The 18,071-nt window shown below is 60.2% G+C and carries 12 protein-coding genes, 1 tRNA gene and 6 pseudogenes; 11 read left to right on the top strand and 8 right to left on the bottom strand.

The features are described from left to right. Nucleotides 1-82 precede the first annotated feature (82 nt). The 5 genes and pseudogenes from BUS42_RS01810 to BUS42_RS44640 all read left to right on the top strand — a co-directional run bounded on the left by BUS42_RS01810 (nucleotide 83) and on the right by BUS42_RS44640 (nucleotide 5,242). Nucleotides 83-2,359: a DEAD/DEAH box helicase gene (locus tag BUS42_RS01810; RefSeq protein WP_074304743.1), complete on the top strand. Its 2,277-nt coding sequence runs from the start codon at nucleotides 83-85 to the stop codon at nucleotides 2,357-2,359. A gap of 235 nt (nucleotides 2,360-2,594) precedes the next feature. After that, nucleotides 2,595-2,738, top strand: a pseudogene (locus BUS42_RS46260) (helix-turn-helix domain-containing protein); the annotation flags it as partial. Nucleotides 2,739-3,090: 352 nt separating this feature from the next. Beyond that, nucleotides 3,091-3,801 (top strand): DDE-type integrase/transposase/recombinase, encoded by a 711-nt coding sequence (locus tag BUS42_RS43455; RefSeq protein ID WP_074304738.1) that lies wholly within the window; start codon nucleotides 3,091-3,093, stop codon nucleotides 3,799-3,801. Between the two features lie 210 nt (nucleotides 3,802-4,011). Then, nucleotides 4,012-4,359 (top strand): annotated as a pseudogene (locus BUS42_RS46255) (helix-turn-helix domain-containing protein); the annotation flags it as partial. Nucleotides 4,360-4,648: 289 nt separating this feature from the next. Further along, complete coding sequence (locus BUS42_RS44640) at nucleotides 4,649-5,242, top strand: hypothetical protein (RefSeq protein ID WP_254053243.1); 594 nt, start codon at nucleotides 4,649-4,651, stop codon at nucleotides 5,240-5,242. 110 nt (nucleotides 5,243-5,352) lie between these two features. On the opposite strand, the gene BUS42_RS01790 is transcribed toward BUS42_RS44640, so the two are convergent. The 5 genes from BUS42_RS01790 to BUS42_RS01770 all read right to left on the bottom strand — a co-directional run bounded on the left by BUS42_RS01790 (nucleotide 5,353) and on the right by BUS42_RS01770 (nucleotide 13,022). Beyond that, nucleotides 5,353-6,720, bottom strand: coding sequence for a transposase (locus tag BUS42_RS01790; protein WP_074304734.1), 1,368 nt, complete (start codon nucleotides 6,718-6,720; stop codon nucleotides 5,353-5,355). A 196-nt stretch (nucleotides 6,721-6,916) separates the two neighbouring features. Further along, a complete protein-coding gene (locus BUS42_RS01785) occupies nucleotides 6,917-7,315 on the bottom strand; it encodes a GNAT family N-acetyltransferase (protein WP_074310572.1) in 399 nt (132 codons plus the stop codon). A gap of 266 nt (nucleotides 7,316-7,581) precedes the next feature. Further along, on the bottom strand, nucleotides 7,582-8,379 hold the full coding sequence (locus BUS42_RS42450; RefSeq protein WP_143206213.1) for a hypothetical protein: 798 nt from the start codon (nucleotides 8,377-8,379) through the stop codon (nucleotides 7,582-7,584). Nucleotides 8,380-8,650: 271 nt separating this feature from the next. After that, nucleotides 8,651-10,402 (bottom strand): IS1634 family transposase, encoded by a 1,752-nt coding sequence (locus BUS42_RS01775; protein WP_083670021.1) that lies wholly within the window; start codon nucleotides 10,400-10,402, stop codon nucleotides 8,651-8,653. 364 nt (nucleotides 10,403-10,766) lie between these two features. Then, nucleotides 10,767-13,022 carry an NACHT domain-containing protein gene (locus tag BUS42_RS01770; RefSeq protein ID WP_143206212.1) on the bottom strand — a complete coding sequence of 752 codons (2,256 nt, stop codon included), beginning with the start codon at nucleotides 13,020-13,022 and terminating at the stop codon, nucleotides 10,767-10,769. A 463-nt stretch (nucleotides 13,023-13,485) separates the two neighbouring features. Between BUS42_RS01770 and BUS42_RS41680 the strand changes: the two are divergent. The 5 genes and pseudogenes from BUS42_RS41680 to BUS42_RS42445 all read left to right on the top strand — a co-directional run. Beyond that, nucleotides 13,486-13,669 (top strand): annotated as a pseudogene (locus BUS42_RS41680) (transposase); the annotation flags it as partial. Between the two features lie 85 nt (nucleotides 13,670-13,754). Beyond that, nucleotides 13,755-14,117, top strand: a pseudogene (locus BUS42_RS46250) (helix-turn-helix domain-containing protein); the annotation flags it as partial. A 109-nt stretch (nucleotides 14,118-14,226) separates the two neighbouring features. Then, on the top strand, nucleotides 14,227-14,715 hold the full coding sequence (locus BUS42_RS44225; protein WP_254053242.1) for a transposase: 489 nt from the start codon (nucleotides 14,227-14,229) through the stop codon (nucleotides 14,713-14,715). Nucleotides 14,716-14,721: 6 nt separating this feature from the next. Next, the gene (locus BUS42_RS44220; protein ID WP_216820996.1) at nucleotides 14,722-14,901 is read left to right on the top strand and encodes a hypothetical protein; all 180 of its coding nucleotides are present in this window, start codon (nucleotides 14,722-14,724) and stop codon (nucleotides 14,899-14,901) included. Nucleotides 14,902-14,985: 84 nt separating this feature from the next. Further along, nucleotides 14,986-15,126 (top strand): annotated as a pseudogene (locus tag BUS42_RS42445) (IS5/IS1182 family transposase); the annotation flags it as partial. A 301-nt stretch (nucleotides 15,127-15,427) separates the two neighbouring features. Here the strand turns inward: BUS42_RS42445 and BUS42_RS01750 are convergent. Both BUS42_RS01750 and BUS42_RS01745 read right to left on the bottom strand, forming a co-directional pair. Continuing rightward, nucleotides 15,428-15,871 (bottom strand): GNAT family N-acetyltransferase, encoded by a 444-nt coding sequence (locus BUS42_RS01750; RefSeq protein ID WP_074304726.1) that lies wholly within the window; start codon nucleotides 15,869-15,871, stop codon nucleotides 15,428-15,430. Nucleotides 15,872-15,953: 82 nt separating this feature from the next. Next, nucleotides 15,954-16,026, bottom strand: a tRNA-Ala gene (locus BUS42_RS01745). A gap of 218 nt (nucleotides 16,027-16,244) precedes the next feature. On the opposite strand from BUS42_RS01745, the pseudogene BUS42_RS46245 reads away from it, so the two are divergent. After that, nucleotides 16,245-16,997 (top strand): annotated as a pseudogene (locus tag BUS42_RS46245) (pseudouridine synthase); the annotation flags it as partial. A 214-nt stretch (nucleotides 16,998-17,211) separates the two neighbouring features. Here the strand turns inward: BUS42_RS46245 and BUS42_RS44630 are convergent. Further along, complete coding sequence (locus BUS42_RS44630; RefSeq protein ID WP_254053240.1) at nucleotides 17,212-18,000, bottom strand: hypothetical protein; 789 nt, start codon at nucleotides 17,998-18,000, stop codon at nucleotides 17,212-17,214. Nucleotides 18,001-18,071: the final 71 nt, after the last annotated feature.

The following is an 18,071-nucleotide window of genomic DNA, read 5'->3' as shown; positions in this document are numbered from 1 at the left end:
ATCGAGACGGCAGGCTTCAGCCTGCCCTGTGTGAGAGAATCTCGATAGAGTCCTTGTCCACCTGCTCGGGGGAATGCGCCTGATGTCGTTGGAGATTCCGACGCGCGACGAGTTGTACGTGCGGTATGTGGACCAGTTGCCCTACGAGCCCTATCCCGTCCAAGACCTCGCGCTGGCGGCCTGGTTCGAGTCAGAGCAGGGAGTCCTCGTCTGCGCGCCGACGGGCACGGGCAAGACCCTGATCGCCGAGGCGGCCCTCTTCGAGGCGCTCCATACAGGGAAGGTCGCCTACTACACGACGCCCCTGGTCGCGCTGACCGAGCAGAAATTCCAGGAGATGCAGGACCGTGCGGTTGAGTGGGGCTTCCGCCGCGAGGACGTGGGGATGATCACCGGCAGCCGCAAGGTCAACCCCGAGGCCCCAGTGCTTGTCGTCGTGGCCGAGATCCTCCTGAACCGGCTGCTCAACCGGGCCGACTTCTCCGACGTGACGGCCTGCGTCATGGACGAGTTCCACAACTTCGCCCAATTGGAGCGCGGGATCGTCTGGGAACTGTCGCTCGGCATGCTGCCCAGCCACGTCCGCCTGCTCCTGCTCTCGGCGACGGTCGGCAACTCGGCCGAATTCGTGGGTTGGCTGGCGCGGCAGCATGACCGCAAGATCGCGCTGGTCGAGGGCAACGAACGCCGGGTGCCGCTGACCTACGAATGGGTGCCCAACCAATTCCTCAACGAACAGCTCGTCGTGATGGCGGGCGGCGACGAGGAAGGCCCTCGGACGCCCGCCCTGGTCTTCTGCTTCGACCGTGAGGAATGCTGGAGTGTCGCCGAGAACGTCATGGGCAAGGACCTCAACCTGTCCGACGAGCAGAAGAAGGAACTCCACGACCGGGTCAACGCGCTCGACTTCGGCCAGGGAGCCGGCCCCAAACTCAAGCGATTGCTCCACCGAGGGGTCGGCGTCCACCACGCGGGGCTCCTGCCGAGGTATCGCCTGGCCGTCGAGGATCTCTTCGAGCGCAAGCTCCTCCCCGTCGTCGTCTGCACCGAGACCCTGGCGGCCGGCATCAACCTCCCCGCGCGCTCGGTGGTGCTCTCGTCGCTGGTGAAAGGCCCCTTCGGCGCCAAGAAGCTGATCGACTCCAGCATCGCCCACCAGATCTTCGGCCGGGCCGGCCGGCCTCAGTTCGACGACCGGGGCTTCGTCTACGCCCTGGCCCACTCCGACGACGTCGACATCCTGCGGTGGAAGGCGAAGTACGACGCCATCCCCGAGGACACCCGCGACCTGGGCCTGTTGAAGGCGAAGAAGGCCCTCAAGAAGAAGAGGCCGAAGCGCCGCGAGACCGAGCAATACTGGGTCGAGGGGCACTTCAACCAGCTCCAGGCTGCCACGCCCGGCAAGCTCTACAGCAAGGGGGCGCTCCCCTGGCGGCTGCTGGCCTACTTGCTCGAGGTCTCGCCGGAAGTCGAGATCATCCGCGTCACGGTCCGCAAGCGGCTGATGGACGACCCGCGGATCGCCGCGGGCGAGAAGGCACTTGACCGAATGCTGCTGGCGCTGCACGACGGCGGGTTCGTGACCCTGAGCCCCGAGCCGCCGCCTCCGCCGGAGGCCGGCCAGCCGCCGATACCTTACACACCGACCCTGGCTTGGCCGACGCCCGCGCTGGGGAAACTGCTGGCGTTCCGGAGCATCCATCCCCTCTACGGCGCCTACCTGACCGACATCCTGGCCGGGGCCGATGCCGACGAGCGAGTGCAAGCGCTGGAGAGCGCCCTGGAGGTGCCCGGCCCGGTCCGGAAACGTCTCCGGGTCCCGCTCAAGCTGCTGGAGTCGGGCGCCCTCGCCACCTCGAAGCTCAATGCCGAGCTGATCCAGCGCGGGCTCATGGCCGCGCTGGTCGAGGAAGAAGACGAGGACGACGACGAAGACGATTGGAGGAAGAGGCCGCCGACCGTGGCGGAGAAGCTCAGGTCCTATTTCGACGTGTGCTACCCCGACGTCACCGACGTCCGCACGGACCCGCTCTGGTGCATCGGCGAGCTGATCGAGTTCGGCGGCAACTTCAACAAGTTCGTAACGAGCCTCGACCTGACCAAGCAGGAGGGGATCATCTTCCGCCACGTCCAGCGGATGATCATGCTCTGCGGTGAGTTCGAACGGGCCTGCGCCCTCGATGTCAACGCCGACCCCTCCACCAACGCCTGGCGGGCCGAGCTGCACGAACTGGCCGCGAAGCTGACCGAGAGCTGCCGGGCCGTCGACCCGACCAGCACCGATCAACTCATCGCGAAGATCGGCGAGCCCGACGTGATCGATGCCAAGGCGGCGAACCTCGCCGCCGGGGCGTCCTGAGAGTCTGTCTCGGAAGTTCAGTCCGAACCGGGAAATCAGGGATGTTTGGGTGCCACGCGGTTCCGTACTTGTCACGCGACAGTAAGTTAGGCCGCGCAATCGCGACACGAAGTTTGTCCGCGCAATCGCGACAGTAAGTTAGGCCGCGCAATCGCGACACGAAGTTTGTCCGCGAATCGGTATGGCTTTACAGTAGAGACTCGTTCTTTCGCCCGTCGTCCGTGGAGAACGGCTCATGCCACGCCACGTCCCCCTTCCCATTCGTCAAACCATCTGGAATCGCTTCCAGGATGGACAGGATGTTCGGACCATCGCCAAGGATTTGGGCCTCTCCTTACGCACCGTTCGGCGGTTGTTTCAACGTTTCCGTTCCGAGAACGCCGATCCGCTGGCCACGTCCTACGACCGTTGTGGAGTCGCGACACCTAAGCCCATCGAGACCCTTGTACAAGCCGTGCTGGAGCTTCGCCGCGAGCACCCAACCTGGGGGGCGGGGTTGATCCGCGTGATGTTACGTCGCAACGGTCTCGACGGACCGCTCCCCGCCACTCGGACTCTTCAACGGTGGCTCCTCCGAGCCGACCTCGCGCCCGCCCCGCCGGGACGGCGGCCCTCGAGCGATACTCTACGGGCTGCCAGGCCTCATGAGGTCTGGCAGATGGACGCCGCCGAACTCGTTCCGCTCCAGACCGGGCAGCGAGTTTGCTGGTTAAGAATCGTTGACGAGTGCAGTGGCGCAGTCCTTTGGACCGAGGTTTTCCCCCCCGGCCCGCTGGAACCAGGTCTCGCCCGCGTCGACCCAGGATCAACTCCGCCTGGCCTTCGCCCGCTGGAGCCGACCCGATCGGATCCGGGTCGACAATGGGACGCCGTGGGGTTCGGCGCGGGGCGACCTGCCGACGGACCTCGGACTGTGGCTGGCCGGGATAGAGGTCGGTATCGACTACAACCCTCCGGCAACCCCCCAGGACAATGGGGTGGTTGAGCGGTCCCAAGGGACGGCCAAGCGGTGGGCGGAACCGCAGGCCTGCGCGACCCCGGAAGAGTTGCGGGAACGCCTGAAGATTATGGACGACATTCAGCGTGGCGAGTATCCCAGCGTGAAGGGCCGGAGCCGATTGGAAGCGTACCCCGAGTTGGCGAGCTCCGGTCGCGAATTTACACCGGCGTGGGAGCGGGACAACTGGAGTCTGGAATCGGTCAATAGGCACCTGGCCAACTCCACAGGTCGACGATGGGCAGGAGCAACTGGATACATTTCCGTATACAATAGAAATCTTTACATCGGAATTCTCGACAAAAATAAGCATGTTTATGTGAATTTTGACCCCTTGGCTTGTGAGTGGGTAATCGCGGACACCGAGGGGCGACAGTTGAGCCGGCAAGTGGCGTCCGAGATTAGTCGCGAGCGGATCATGGGATTAGCGGTGACGAACAAGTAGGTGTCAAACGAACAGGTTGCGGACAAACTTCGTGTCGCGATTGCGCGGCCTAACTTACTGTCGCGTGACATAATCGGAACCCGTGCCCCCCAGGCCAAGGCATTCCCGCATGGGTTCCGAGTATGTCACGCGACACGAAGTTTGCTCGCGAAATCGCGACACGAGTTTGATCCGGAGTCCACATCGGTACAGTATGATGGGGCCGTACTCATGGCGATCCTAACTCGAGGTTGCACCATGCCACGCCCCATCCCTGTTCCGGTTCGGCGCATTGTGACCCGACTCTGGGAGCAAGGTCAGACCCCCGGTCAAATCGCCGAGGCACTGTCGCTGTCACGCCCGACGGTGCGGCGTCTGATCCGTCGATTCCGGGAACGAGGTGTCGAGGGCCTCGAACCGGATTACCGCCGAACACCGGACACCGAGGTGTCGGCCTCGGACCTGCGAAACGCCGCCTTGCAATACCGCCGCGACCACCCCGCTTGGGGGGCCGAGTTGATCCGGATTCACCTCCTGAATGAGACGTGGAACGAACCGGTCCCCTCGGCGCGAACCCTCCAACGATGGCTCCTCCGGGCCGACCTCGCCCCCGCCTCCGCGGGCCGTCCGGCGAAGGACAACCCCGCCAGGGCGACCGTGCCGCACCAGACCTGGCAGATGGACGCCAAGGAATTGATAAAAATCGCAACAGGCGATTTAGTGAGTTGGCTTCGACTCGTTGATGAATGCAGTGGCGCGGTGTTCCGGACCGCGGTTTTCCCCCCAAGGGAGATGGAATCAAGTCCCACCCGAAGGCGTCCGGGGGCAATTGCGGTGTGCCTTTTCGCGGTGGGGCTTGCCCGGGAACATGCGGGTCGACAACGGCTCGCCCTGGGGCTCAAAGGGGGATTTCCCGACCGAACTTGGGTTCTGGCTGATCGGCCTGGGGGTCGACATGATCTGGAACACGCCGAGCCGTCCCCAGGAGAACGGCGTCGTGGAACGATCGCAGGGGACCGGCAACCGCTGGTGCGAGCCGGGAACGTGCCAATCGCCGACGGAGTTGCAAGCCCGTCTGGAAGCGATGGATCGGCTGCACCGCGAGGTCTACCCTTACCGCGAGCGCCTGAGCCGCCTTGCCTATTACCCGGGCCTCGTGCACTCGGGCCGGCCCTATTCGGAACCGTCGGAGCCCGACCTTTGGGTTTGGAACCGCGTCACCACCCACCTCTCGGGTTACGTGGGCGTCCGACGCGTGAACAAGAATGGGTACGTCTCGATTTACAACCGGGCCTACTACGTCGGGGAGAGGTTCCAGGGGCAGGACCTCTACGTGACGTTCGATCCGGAAACCAACGAATGGGTGTTCTCCGACGCCTCGGGCCGCGAACTTCGCCATAAACCCGCCAGGGAGGTCACTCCCGAGCGGGTCATGGCGTTGGACGTCACTGGCCGGCCATAGTGAATATCTGATCACTGCGAATCAAACTCGTGTCGCGATTTCGCGAGCAAACTTCGTGTCGCGTGACAGAGTGCGGAACCGCGTGCCACCCAACGTCGATTACTGATGCCTCATCCTACTGCACTCATGTGCTTGTTTAGCAAGGCTTTCTGTTCCTGAGTCAGGGTGTGGAGCACAGGCGGTTTCGGCGGCTTATGCGGTTTGCGACGAGGCCACTTGCGTGTGGCTTTCGGGCTCTTCTGCTTCCGGCACCCGGCGCGGCAGCCCGCGAGTCGCTTGTGGTAACACTTGGCCTTGGGTTTCACGGCCGCGTCGATCTCCTTGCGGATCTCGATCAGAACTTTGCGGGGGCTGATCACTGGGCCATCGGTCGCCGACGCCGACGCCGGCCGAAGCGCCAGGTCGGCATGCGCCAGGAGGATCTGCGTGGCCAGCAGTGACAACTCGGCCTCGCGATGCACCAAGGCCACCGTGCGGCTAGCGAGTTTCAATTTATTGATTATACGCTTGTATGTGCGAAATAGTCCTTCATTACGCCATCTCCAGCGGTAGAATTTGGCGGCCGTCGCCGCCGACATCCGGGCTGGGTCGAGGACGTCGGTCAGGAGCCAGACGTCGCGTTTGACCGACCCCTTACCCTTGCCCTTGGCCGGGATCCGGATCAAGCGGCATTGGATCGGCGCTTCCCCTTTCTTCTGGACATAGTTCGGCCAGTACAAGACAGGGCCTTCGGTCCAATCCTCCAGGTTCGCCACTTCGAGGGTGTAGAGGTCGACCCGCGACGACATCCGGAACAGGAACGATCGCTTGACACCGAGGATCGCCCGGACCAGATCGAAGCCCATATAAGCGGCGTCGCAGACGATCAGGGCCTCGGGCGAGAGGGTGGCGAGCAAGTGCCTCAAATGCTCTTGCTCGGCCGCGGTGCCCGGGCCGAGTCGCCACGACCAAAGCAGTCCCGTGGGCAAGTGGACGAACGCCGTCAGCCAGACGTTGGGGGCCGCGTCGTTCTTGCCGGCCTGCCCGAGTCCCCGTTCCAACTCGGGGGTGCGGGGGCACTCGATCCGCGAGCCGTCGCAGCCCATCGGCTCGAAGCCGTCGACAATCCGCCGCGACCCCAGTCGGGCGTGGATCTGTTGCCGAACCCCCGCGGCCAACGCCCTGAGTTGTCGCATGGGGACGCGTCGCATCGCTTTCTGGAAGCCGACGAGGGTCTTTCCCGGGCGTCTTCGCGACTCATGGCAGGCGACGTAGTATCCCCGGGCCTTCTCAAACCTCTCGGACTCGGAGTCGCCGGTGGCCCAGGTCATGGCGAGCATGACCACGACCAGTGGCTGGAGATCCCACCGCGGCGCCGACCGCCTTTGAGGAACAACCCCTCGGGCTTGCTTCCAGACCGTCGGGGTGAGAAACTGTCGGACATAGCCGATCAACGACTGCGGTTGCTGCAAGCCTTGCAGCGTCCGAGCTGCCTTCATCGCCGTTCTTCCTCAATCCAGGTGAGTGCCGGTTGCTAGCCGCACCCATCATGACGAAGAACGGCGATTTTTTGCCCCCCCTTCTCTCGAACGAACCGCAGCCACGGAGCGGCAGTAATTCTCTGGTCCGGTGAGAGTTACATCCGTTGTTGACGACGCCGAGTTACTGACGTTGCGTGCCACCCGGCGGCGACTCTCAGGTTCTGTCTCGCTCTTCCGACCGTTTGAGCGGCTTGGAGAGAAAGTATCGTTCCTGCCCGGCGGGATAATTGGGCAACGTACCGAAAACCGTGAATCCGAGCCGTTCGTAAAAGGGGCGAGCCTGAAAGCTGAACGTGTCGACCCAGACATGATGGCAGCCCCGGTCCCGCGCAAGCCGCTCCATCTCCCCAACCAAGCGACTCCCCCAACCTTCGCCGCGAAGGTCTTGCGACACCGCGAGGACGGTCAAATGAAGCCAGCCCCAGTTGGTCTCGCCGATCGCCCCTCCCACGATCCGGCCCTCGTCGTCGCGCAACGTTCCGACGATCGGCCGCGGAGCGAGGAAGTCGCCGAGGTTCTTGACCAGTTCGCCGACAATGGCGCCCGACATCATCGACATCACTCCGAGGCTCAATCGAGAATTAAAATCGTAATTCCTTGGCCTTACGAGACCGAGACCTAGCAGAATAGAAACCAAACTGTTACCACACATGCAGTACCGCTTGCAGACAGCAAGAGATCACCACAGCAGACATAGTTGCATCAGGCAACACAACACACGCGACCATGCGTGCCAATGCTTGGAGAGGCTTAAATTCAACAAAAGGCTCAACATAATTCGTGAGACCGATCGAGCCACAGGTCGCGACATTCTATTCATCAATGCGAAAGCCCCAGCCAAAACTCACGAAGCTTAGCCCAATCTTCCGCAACTCCTGAGTTGCGGAACACAATCAATTCTCCATCATCCAAAACCTGCTTACTTTGACGAGACGACTCCTGAGGAATGTTTCCGAGGAGTGGAACACGGCGAGCCAACAAGGCTTGCAAATAGTCACGGCGTCCTCTAACCGAACGCAGCCTCTTCAGAGTAGCAATCGTTTGCTCCTCTGTCGTTTGCTCAGGCAAACCGTAAGCCAGAATCGCCTGATCGCAATGATATCGCCACGCCATTTGGACCACCACATAAACCAGTACCACCAAACCAACAATCACATGAACACTCATATAAATAAAACCAATTATCATCACAATCCGCCCAGCAAAGAAAAAAATCAGCGAAACCACCAACAGCATCACCCCAAACATGAAACCGCCAATCCATGTACGCCTTGCAAAAACGAGCATACTAGCGATATCTGCACTTAGCAATATTCTCAAAAAGCGTCGACAGATAGCCCACACGGTTTCCCAGCCTACTACCGAGAGAATAATAGCACTAAACAACGCAACAAAAACACCATTTTGCCCCATCGAGTTCCCAAAAGCATGCTCGCCCGATTTCCTAACATCAATAGCCTTAAACACATCATTAAATGCCAATGGCCAATAGGAGAGATCAAACAAATCGTGCAACCACCCTCTTGCCGACGGAGGTCGCGACATATTCACGTAAACACCAAGAATCCCAATATATAAAAATGTTACCAACAAGCTTACAGCATCGTGACGGCCCAATTTCCAATATATCCTCGCAAATGGTGCCCTCAAATTCTTAGCCACTCCGCGACTGGAAAGCGGATTATCGGCAGAAAAACCCCAACGCCAGGTATAAGGTCTCCCTAGCCATCTTGAAGAAATAATCGCACTTCCGGCCGTGGATATGCAGAATAGAAATGGCAAAAAAAAGAATCCCGGAATGGCCTCAAAAGGATGTGTGACGAAGATCGCAACCTACGTTCCGCACATCTCTGGTTCATTATCTCCGAATTTCCGGCGGCCTGCAATTTCAGCGATCGTAGGCCGTCGCCATGCCAAGCAGGTTCAGAATCTGGCGTTGCAACTTGGAGAGCTCGGTCGTGAATTCCACTGGCGCTTGCCCCTCCACGATCAGCTGATGACGCTGCACCTCCTCGAACAAATCAATCACCCGACGTGCCGTCGGGCGATGGCACGCTCGACCTTCCGGGTACAGAGGCACACTCTTCACACCATCGCGTTTCATCGCCGCACGCAGTTCCCGCTCCAGCAGCGCCTCGGTCAACAGGGCCAAGAAATAGACGCAAAGCAGCGACTGGATCCGCCCCACGTTCTGCAGGTACACGGGAGCCACTTCGAAGTCTGTCTTGAGTTGCGAAAACCGCTTCTCGATTACCGGCTGACGCTTGTATGCTAATAGCAATTCTTCCTCAGTAAGCAATAACTCGTTGGTGATTAGGGGAAAGACACCGTCGACGCACATTTCCGCCGCGAGAGCAACATGGTCGATGCGGTAAGTCAATGCGATGCGAACGGTCTCCTCTTTCACGTAGCGCGTCTTGTCGTTGGGACGGCCACGCCCCTCCTGACGGTAAGTTTCCTCCCGTTTTTCCACGACTTCGACTGTGATCCACCGGGCCAAGTCCCGCGGCTCCAGGATGGCCGCGACCGCCTCCTTGACCTTTCCGAGTTGGCGATAGCGGCTACGCGGCGAGCTGAGTTTTAACCGCAGTTCCGACAACGCCAGCAACGCACGCTCCACTTGCTGATGACGTGATGATGCGTCGACTTCCGCTTTCCGTGTGCTGTGACACCAGATCAGACGGTAGCCCTCGGCACTGAGGGTCGCCTGGTCGGCCACGCTGTAGCGTTCCAGGAGAACTCCCTTCTCATCCCGCTTCTCATGGATCGGCTTCCAGGTCACCTGGTCCTGGTACAACAACGCGCGGAATTCGCCATCTTCGGAGCGGGTACGAGGCAGGATGCTCAGGAATCGGCCGCCGTGCTGGTGCAGGTAAGCCATGTTCTCGGCGGTGGCGAGCTTGCAGTCGGCCACATAGAGAAAGTCCCGTCGCCCGGTCAACTGGCACAGCAGGTCCCAGGTGGCACGATGAGTGCGGTCGTCGGTGGTATTCCCGCTTTCGACGCGGAAGTGAACCGGTACGCCGCCATCGCGAGTGACGGTCAGGACGTAGAGCAGTTGTTTGAGGTCAGGGCGATGATCCTTGTTGTGCCCCCAGGTAATGGCCTGGGTCTTCTGGCCCCGCATCAGGTCCTCTTGGGCCGCCTCGCGATAGTCGCCGTGGAAGGTGATTGTGGTCGAGTCGTTATGGAGTTCGTCCAATGCGACGTTGAACTCCGCCACGGCATGGGTGGCGACGGCCAGGGTGAACGAGGGGACATTGGCGTCGAAGAGTCGGTCGAGACAACGTCCGACGCGGTCGTCGTTCCAGTGGGGCAGTTGGGCCGGGGTCAGAGCGAACCACTCGGCGGGGTGGCGACTCGCCCATTGGCCGACGCCATACATGGGTTCACGGGAGACGAGAAGGTTCTTGAGCAAGAGAAGGAGGCCGGTGGAGGTGGCGATCTTTTGGCGGGCATCCTCGGGGGGAAGGTATTGGCGGAGGAAGTCATCCAGTCGAAGTCGGCGGATGATCCGATCGAGGATGGGAAGGGCGCCGAGCCGGAAGGACTTGAGGGACTGACCGCCGGTGTGGGCCGCCTCGCCGGGACTGAGATCGGGAGCGGGATTCGACTGGCGCGGTCGTTTTTGTTCTGGCATGGACCATGGCCTCGAGAGGGATCAAATCGTCCTCGACATGCCCGCGATTGGCGACAGGCGTCGGGTTGTGATTCCCGTCGGCATGATTGTCCGAGAGTCGAGCGGGTCAAGGTGGAAAATTTTGTTGACTTGCAGAAATAATTACGCCTTGACGTAAGTCTAGGCCCGCAAGACTTACGTCAAAAGCGAATCCTCAAGTTTGACTCCGAAAGGAGGCAGGGAACGGTTGGGACATTGCCTTGCATGGGAAACAAGCGAAGAATCGATGGGGAACGATCACGATGGGTTGGCGGGACGAGGAGGCGTGATGTGAGCAAGTCAGTGGCGGAGATCATGGAAGGAGCGGGTCGCGGGAGCCAATACATCAGCGTATGCCAGAAATAGCAGGAGGTGAAAATTCCGAGAAATTGCAGGCGAGATGTGCGGAACGTATGATCGCAATGGTCAAGACAATAGCAATAAGAGCCAACAAAACACCTTCCAAAATGTCACCCCAGTATGCGAGGCGGATGGGACGAAATGCTTCGGAGAGACTGAGCGCAAAATCCAAGTCAGCGAAGTTTTGCACCTTTTCCAAAATCGGCTTCATTCTGTAAAACGTACGAACCGACTTTGCAGTCACTTCGCTAAGGCTAGGAAGATTACGACAAGCATCAACAGTCGTCTCTTGAACCCAAAGACTTCTATTTCCCATGGCTTGCAAAATTGCCCGTTGCTGGTTCTGCCCATCTACCAATGGAATAGCTTCAGCTGCCAACTTCGACGCCAATGTACAATTGGGCCGTGCATGACCGCTAAAGGACTGTTTCTTGAGGATTCTCCTTAACATAAGCCCTAGCTTACTATTAAATTTAGCCACAGGAATAGTGTCGCTTTGGAATGCGGCCACTAAAAATCTGAGGCAATGGATCGCTTCTCGAGCTTCTTCAACCTGGCCCGAAGCTAATGCTGGGGATTGCTGAAGGATACGTTCCCAACAAAACTCTGCGACTCGAACGCGTTCCTGTTCCGCAGCGACACCGCAATACATAACGAGACCATCACGCCAACGGGAGTCGGTTGGTATTTGCTCAAGAGGGGCAGGTCTGCCTGATGACTGCATCGCTTCAACTGCGAAGAATTCCGCGAATCGGCGATGGGCAAATGAAAACGCCACACGTCCATGCCCTCCTACACGTGCCAAGCGGGCATACTTTAAACCATCTACTAGACTTTGCCCCTGGCCTTCGAAGTCTTGGTCAAGGAAAGTCACCGCCCAGGCAGCACTGGTTTCCAAACCACGATTATCAGTAAAGATTGCTAGCGCCAATTGCTGAGCCGCTTTCCGAACTTCGCTGGCAGAAACATTTGACCGCTCAATCAACATCGGCTCATCATTAATTAATCTTGAATTCACATAAGCATTAAATATATCAAACATGCATGATGGCAATTCACCATTCCTGTCTCTAGCAAAATCCGTCAAAAGTTCCGCTGTAAATGGATTTCGGAGCAAAGACGCAAGTTCCGGCCTCTCGCGAAAAACCCTCCGTACAAATTCGTTTGGATCAAAGCCTCGTCCTAGCACTCGCGAGCCTACCACGCGACGTACTTGTTTCTCGGTCAGAGGACGAATCACAAGCCGAGCCCCCTGCACATTTAAAGGCGACCGATATTCGCGAGAGGCAAGAACTTTTCTACAAGCCCGAATCTCCTGAGTAAACAAGCGGTCAAATTGCAAACAAATATTTTTATGCGCATCACTTCGCTCGTCAGCATCAAGTATCTGCGGCATTTCGTCAAATGAATCTATAACAAAGAACAGTTTTCCTCTTAGTCGAAAATCTTCGTACCATCCATTCAAAAACGCTTCTCCATCCCTGCCAGTCTGCAATCGGACAGACTCGCGAGCAAATTGCACTAGCCCATTCACGGAAATTTGAACACCTGCAGGAAACTCGCGAAGGTTAACGTAGACTGGAACCACCCCAGTATGTTCAGCCTCACTGGAAAGACATCGCACCAGATTCCTCAGCGAGACACTTTTTCCTGAACCAGGATCCCCTATGACTACAAATGTCTGCGACCCACGATCCCGGCGCACAGCCTCCACTAGGTTTACGACGACCTTGGGCCGGAGACGCCCAGATACCTCGGTCTCAACCTCAGCTTCAAGAGGGCTATAATCTCTATCAGACCAATTCACCTCTCTATCGTAGTTATTAAGATAATCAACTAATGATCCACAGTAGCGACTGAGTGCCCTCCGAAAATCCTCCTTACTCAACCTCTCGTCGCGTCCCCTATCTGCAACATCGCGACCGACGGGATTGGTAATTGCTTGACGCGGCCTCCATACCCAAAACAGCGCAAGTGCCACAATTCCTGAACAAAACAACACATAATTTAAAAACAGACTCTCGTTTGCTTGCACAGATGGAAACTTCCAGCCAAATGCTCCCATTCTACCAACCAATTCTATAGCAAGCATTTCTTTGAATGAACCGGATGCTGTCAAGGAAAACCCTGCCAACAACGACCCAACCATATACATCCATAATTTTGTCTCACTTTGAACCCTCGGACGGTTCAGGTAGGTGACGCCAAGAATAGAGAACACCTGCACAAAAAACACTACCACACCTACCAAAGTCCCCCGCGCAAACCGTGATAACCTATCGAAACGTAAGCGACAGATAACGCAATTGCTGGCGCCGCCAGAATCCCCAGTAGCAGCAGCCCAGTCACTATCCAATCTGCCTGCCTAGTATAATTCATCGGAGAATTCCAAACACTCACGAACAATAACGCCCGCATCCGGGCCTTAACCTCCGGACGAGGGCGACGAGCCGAGGCACGGCAAACCGGCCCCGGATCAGCTTGTGGCGTGGTTAAGGCACGCGATTGATATGAGCCTACCACTTCCTCGCTACCTGTACAAGTCCGCAGTTCACTGTTACGGTCTCGGACTGAGAGCGTAATCCGGTAGGCCGGAACTATAGAATTTTCTGGAGATAGTGACTGCCACAGGAGATCATATCATGCCCAAGGTCCGGGCCGCCTTGAAGTTGCCTGCCGTCCCCGTCCTCGATAATCCATAGCGCATCCCCGACACCCTCTTGGGGCGGATCGAGTCGCTGTTGCCGCCGCACCGCGTGGGGTGCCATACACCGGGTCAATGAACGCCAGGTTCTGGACGCGATCTTCTTCGTCCTTCGCACCGGTTGCCAGTGGAACGCCCTGAACGTCACCGGCATCTGCTCGAGCAGTTCGGCCCACCTCCGGTTCTAAGTGGTGCATCCGGCAAGTGAACTGACGCCTTTGGCTGAGCGTAGAAAGGGTTTAGCCTGCGTGCCAGAGGGGGCATACACCCATGACATCCGCCAAACTCGCACTTCGGAAATTGACTGCCGAGGAACTTCTGACGCTTGAGCAACTGGCCGCCTCGCGCACCGCCCCCGCCCGTTCGGTCGTGCGGGCCCAGATCTTGTTGCCCATTGCGGCAGGGCAACGGCCCAGCGCAGTGGCCCGCCAGTTAGGGATCTCACGCCCCACCGTCTACACCTGGATCCGTCGCTTCAATGACCAGGGGGCCGGCGGATTGGAGGATCAGCCCCGCTCGGGACGGCCCCCGACCTACACCGCCGACCACCGGGCCAAGCTCATCGCCACCGCTATGACCGCCCCCCATCGCCTCGGGTTGCCCTTCGCCTGCTGGACTCTCGATCGGCTCCGGGCCTACTTCAAGGAGCAGCTGGGAATCCCGATCAAACGCAGCCGGATCGGCGAGATCTTGGTGGCAGAAGGGCTGCGATGGCACCATCAGGAGACCTGGTTCGGCAAGCGTGTGGACCCCGAGTTCGCCCAAAAAGGGGGCTCTGGAGACGCTCTACACCAAGCCGCCGGAAGGCTCCGTCGTCGTCTGCCTCGACGAGATGGGACCCGAGTCGGCCAAGAGCTTCCCCGGCGAGCAACTCGTCCACGCCGAACTCCCGGTGACGACCGAAACGCAGCCCCTCCCCGTCCGTGAGCGGGCCCGACAAGAGATTGACTATGGCCGCCGTGGCAAGGGCTACATCTTCGGAGCGTTCCGACCGGCGACCGGGGAAGCCTTGACCCACCCCTATACCGGTCGCAGCACCGCGACCTGGGTCGACTTCCTGGAGCGGGCCAAGGCCTGGATTCCTGCCGAGGTGAGTCGCGTGTATGTCGTGGTTGACAATCTCTCGACGCATCAGGCCCTGGACGTACTGCTGTTCGCCTTGGAGCACCCGCGTTGGGAGTTCGTATTTCAACCGAAGTACGCGGCGTACCTGAACCTGATCGAATCGTGATGGAAGGTGCTCCAGTCGCTGGCCTTGAAGGGGCTTCGGTTCGAGACCTGGGAGGAGATTTGCGAGGCGGTGGCGGCGTCCACCGCCTACTGGATCCAGCACCGGCACCCCTTCATCTGGGGCCGGAGGCGGCGCCACCGACAGCGCCGCCAGCCGGGAATTGCGATCGTCCCATGTGTCAGCTGACTTGGCGGATGCACCACTTAAGAGTGAACAGCGGCGGGCGTATTCGTCACCCTCTGAGTCGAAGGGCTACTGGAGGACAACGCCTTGAAGGGGCTGGACTGGTCCTCGCTGGCGATGGACGGGGCGATGACCAAAACCCCGCTGGGTGGCGAGCGGACCGTTACGAACCCGACCGACCGGCGCAAGTTGGGCACGAAGCGGAGCTTGCTGACGGAGGCCCACGGGGAAGCCCATGGGCCAGGCACCTAAACTGTGCAAAGTAGGGAGTGTGGATAGCCCATTCAGTTCAGAAAGCCGAGCGACAACCTTCCTAAACGTCCCAACCTACCCTGCTGAAGTGCCTGGCCACGACGTCTGACCCCACCCGATCGTGGCGACCTCACCGATGCTCTCGGCTCATCGACTGTAACGCGTCCGGAGTATCATCATCCCGCGACCCAGCGATTTCCAGGCCATCGCATCGGGATTCACAAAGTCGACGCCATGCAAATATATGAGTTTCTCCGCGGCGGCGAGGCGGCGGCTCTCAGGGTCTGTCTCGCTCTTCCGACCGTTCGAGCGGCTTGGAGAGAAAGTATCGCTCCTGCCTGGCGGGATAATTGGGCAACGTACCGAAAACCGTAAACCCGAGCCGCTCGTAAAAGGGGCGAGCCTGAAAGCTGAACGTGTCGACCCAGACATGATGGCAACCTCGGTCCCGCGCGAGCCGCTCCATCTCCCGAACCAAGCGACTCCCCCAACCTTGGCCGCGAAGGTCTTGCGACACCGCGAGGACGGTCAGATGAAGCCAGCCCCAGTTGGTCTCGCCGATCGCCCCTCCCACGATCCGGCCCTCGTCGTCGCGCAACACGAGCGTCAACGGTTCCGGCTGCCAGATGAAACCCTGCGCCCGGCTGAAGGCGTCGAGCGGGGCCAGGATCGCCTCCCGCTCGGTCGGGCTCGGCGCATCGAGCTGATCGATCCGTGGCATGGCAAGTCACGCGGTTTGAAGATCGCAGCCAATAAAAAAAAGCCACTTGCGAAGAATCGCAAGTGGCTTTTGATCGAGTCAGTGGAGCGGAAGGGGATCGAACCCTCAACCTTCGCATTGCGAACGCGACACTCTCCCAATTGAGCTACCGCCCCGGGTGACTGACGGATGTTAGATTAACTTCCCAAGGCCGCGGACGCAAGCCTTTGTCGGGCAAACGAGGGGCCTTTTTCTTTGAGGAGGCGTCGACAACGGCTGATCCCTGGACAAATGGGCGGGGCGAGGCGTATTATACAGGTTAAGGAACGCTCAAGCGTTCGTCTTTTTTTGCGCGAAGTTCACGGGACCTGAACCTGTTCAGGATCGGATCATCATGGCCAATCGACGGCCCCCACGGCCGGAAGAACGGGGAAACAACGGTCCAGATCGCAGACCAAGGGCCGGTCGTCCCCCGCAACAGAGGCAGTCTCCCAATCCCCGAGCTGAGGGGCAGGAAACGCCGGCGGGTGTGGAGCGACTGCAAAAAATTCTCGCGCACGCCGGAATCGGCTCGCGACGCGCCTGCGAGGATGTCATCCGCCAAGGGCGGGTGACGGTTGACGGTCAAGTCGTCAAAGAGCTCGGAACCAAGGTGGACGCGCGGCAGGCCAAGATCGCCGTCGACGGTCAGACCATCCATCTCGAGCGGATGGTCTATTACGCGGTCTCCAAGCCCAAGGGGTACGTCTCCACCAATAACGACCCGGCCGGCCGCCCCCGGGTGGTCGACATCCTTCCCGAGATGCCCCAGCGCGTCTATACCGTCGGCCGCCTCGACGAGATGAGCACGGGGCTGATTCTCCTGACCAACGACGGCGAGCTCGCCAATAAGTTGGCGCACCCCAAGTTCGGCGTCGAGAAGCTCTACCGCGTTATCGTGGCCGGAAGCCCCGAACGCGAGGTGCTCGACAAGCTGATCGACGGAGTCTGGCTGGCGGAAGGCAAGGTCCGCGCCCGACGCGTTCGCGTGGTCGGCAAGAAGGGGCAGTCGACGATCCTCGAGATCGTCCTCGCCGAAGGGAAGAATCGCGAGGTGCGCCGGATGTTGGCGCAACTCGGGCACAAGGTCATGTCCCTGACCCGGATCGCGGTCGGCCCCATCACGCTCAAGGGCCTCGCATTCGGCGAATATCGCCCGCTCTCGCAGAATGAAGTCGAGATGCTCCACCGGATCGCCTCGGGCCAGGCCATGGCCCCCACGCGATTCCAGAGCAATAGTCGGCGACCACCCCAGCAGTCTCCGGGCCGTGGCAGGCCCTCGGACGGCCCGGAACCGCGGCGCGACCGGGACTCGGGCGATTTCAACGCGGGAGGATATGGATCCCGACCGCCGCAAGGGCGGAGAGAAGGACCGCCCTCCTCGGGTGGACCTCAGCGATCATCGTACTCGCAGGGCCCGCGCGATCAGGCGGGTGGTGGACCACGTCGTCCGTCGTTCGGTTCAGGATCGGGACGGCCCGACTCCGGCGGTGGCGGCGGCTATGGTTCGAGGCCACCGCGCCCCGATGGACCGCCCCCTTCGCAGCGCGGACCGTTCTCCGGAACGGGACGACCCGCTTACGGGGCTTCGGGCTCGCGGCCACCACGGCCGGATGGACCGCCGCCGTCCCAGCGTGGACCGTTCTCAGGAACGGGGCGACCCGCCTACGGAGCTTCGTCTTCGGGGTCACGGCCGCCGCGACCGGATGGACCGCCTCCCTCGCAGCGCGGACCGTTCTCCGGAACGGGACGACCCGCCTACGGAGCTTCGTCCTCGGGACCACGGTCGCCGCGTCAGGATGGACCGCTTCCTCAGCGGCGCTCGTCCTCGGGATCAGGGTCGGGACGGCCGGACTCGGGTGGCTATGATTCACGGCCCCCGCGCCCGGATGGACCGCCGCCTTCGCAGCGTCGGTCGGAATCGGGTGGCTATGAGTCGCGACCCCCGCGCCCGGATGGACCGCCGCCTTCGCAACGTCGGTCGGAATCGGGCCCCGGATCGGGGTCGGGACGGCCGGCTTATGGGGCCTCTTCCTCCTCGGGGTCACGGCCGCCGCGCCCGGGGGGTGGACCTCCTTCTTCCCAGCGCCGGCCGACGAGCGGAGGAGCACCGAAGAAGACGGGCCGGAGCAAGCCGCCCAGCAATGAGCCGCCCCCCCGGCGGATCATCGGGATGGAAGGC

Origin of the sequence: Singulisphaera sp. GP187 (assembly GCF_900129635.1) — a bacterium.
In the GTDB taxonomy this organism is placed as follows: domain Bacteria; phylum Planctomycetota; class Planctomycetia; order Isosphaerales; family Isosphaeraceae; genus Singulisphaera.
Note: the sequence above shows the minus strand (reverse complement) of the source record. Positions and strands in the feature narration are given on the sequence as shown.

Excerpts from the sequence above, each read along its gene's own strand:
- BUS42_RS01810 (WP_074304743.1), top strand. The coding sequence starts at position 83 with ATGTCGTTGGAGATTCCGACGCGCGACGAGTTGTACGTGCGGTATGTG.
- BUS42_RS44640 (WP_254053243.1), top strand. The coding sequence starts at position 4,649 with ATGCGGGTCGACAACGGCTCGCCCTGGGGCTCAAAGGGGGATTTCCCG.
- BUS42_RS01790 (WP_074304734.1), bottom strand. The coding sequence starts at position 6,720 with ATGAAGGCAGCTCGGACGCTGCAAGGCTTGCAGCAACCGCAGTCGTTG.
- BUS42_RS01785 (WP_074310572.1), bottom strand. The coding sequence starts at position 7,315 with ATGATGTCGGGCGCCATTGTCGGCGAACTGGTCAAGAACCTCGGCGAC.
- BUS42_RS01775 (WP_083670021.1), bottom strand. The coding sequence starts at position 10,402 with ATGCCAGAACAAAAACGACCGCGCCAGTCGAATCCCGCTCCCGATCTC.
- BUS42_RS01750 (WP_074304726.1), bottom strand. The coding sequence starts at position 15,871 with ATGCCACGGATCGATCAGCTCGATGCGCCGAGCCCGACCGAGCGGGAG.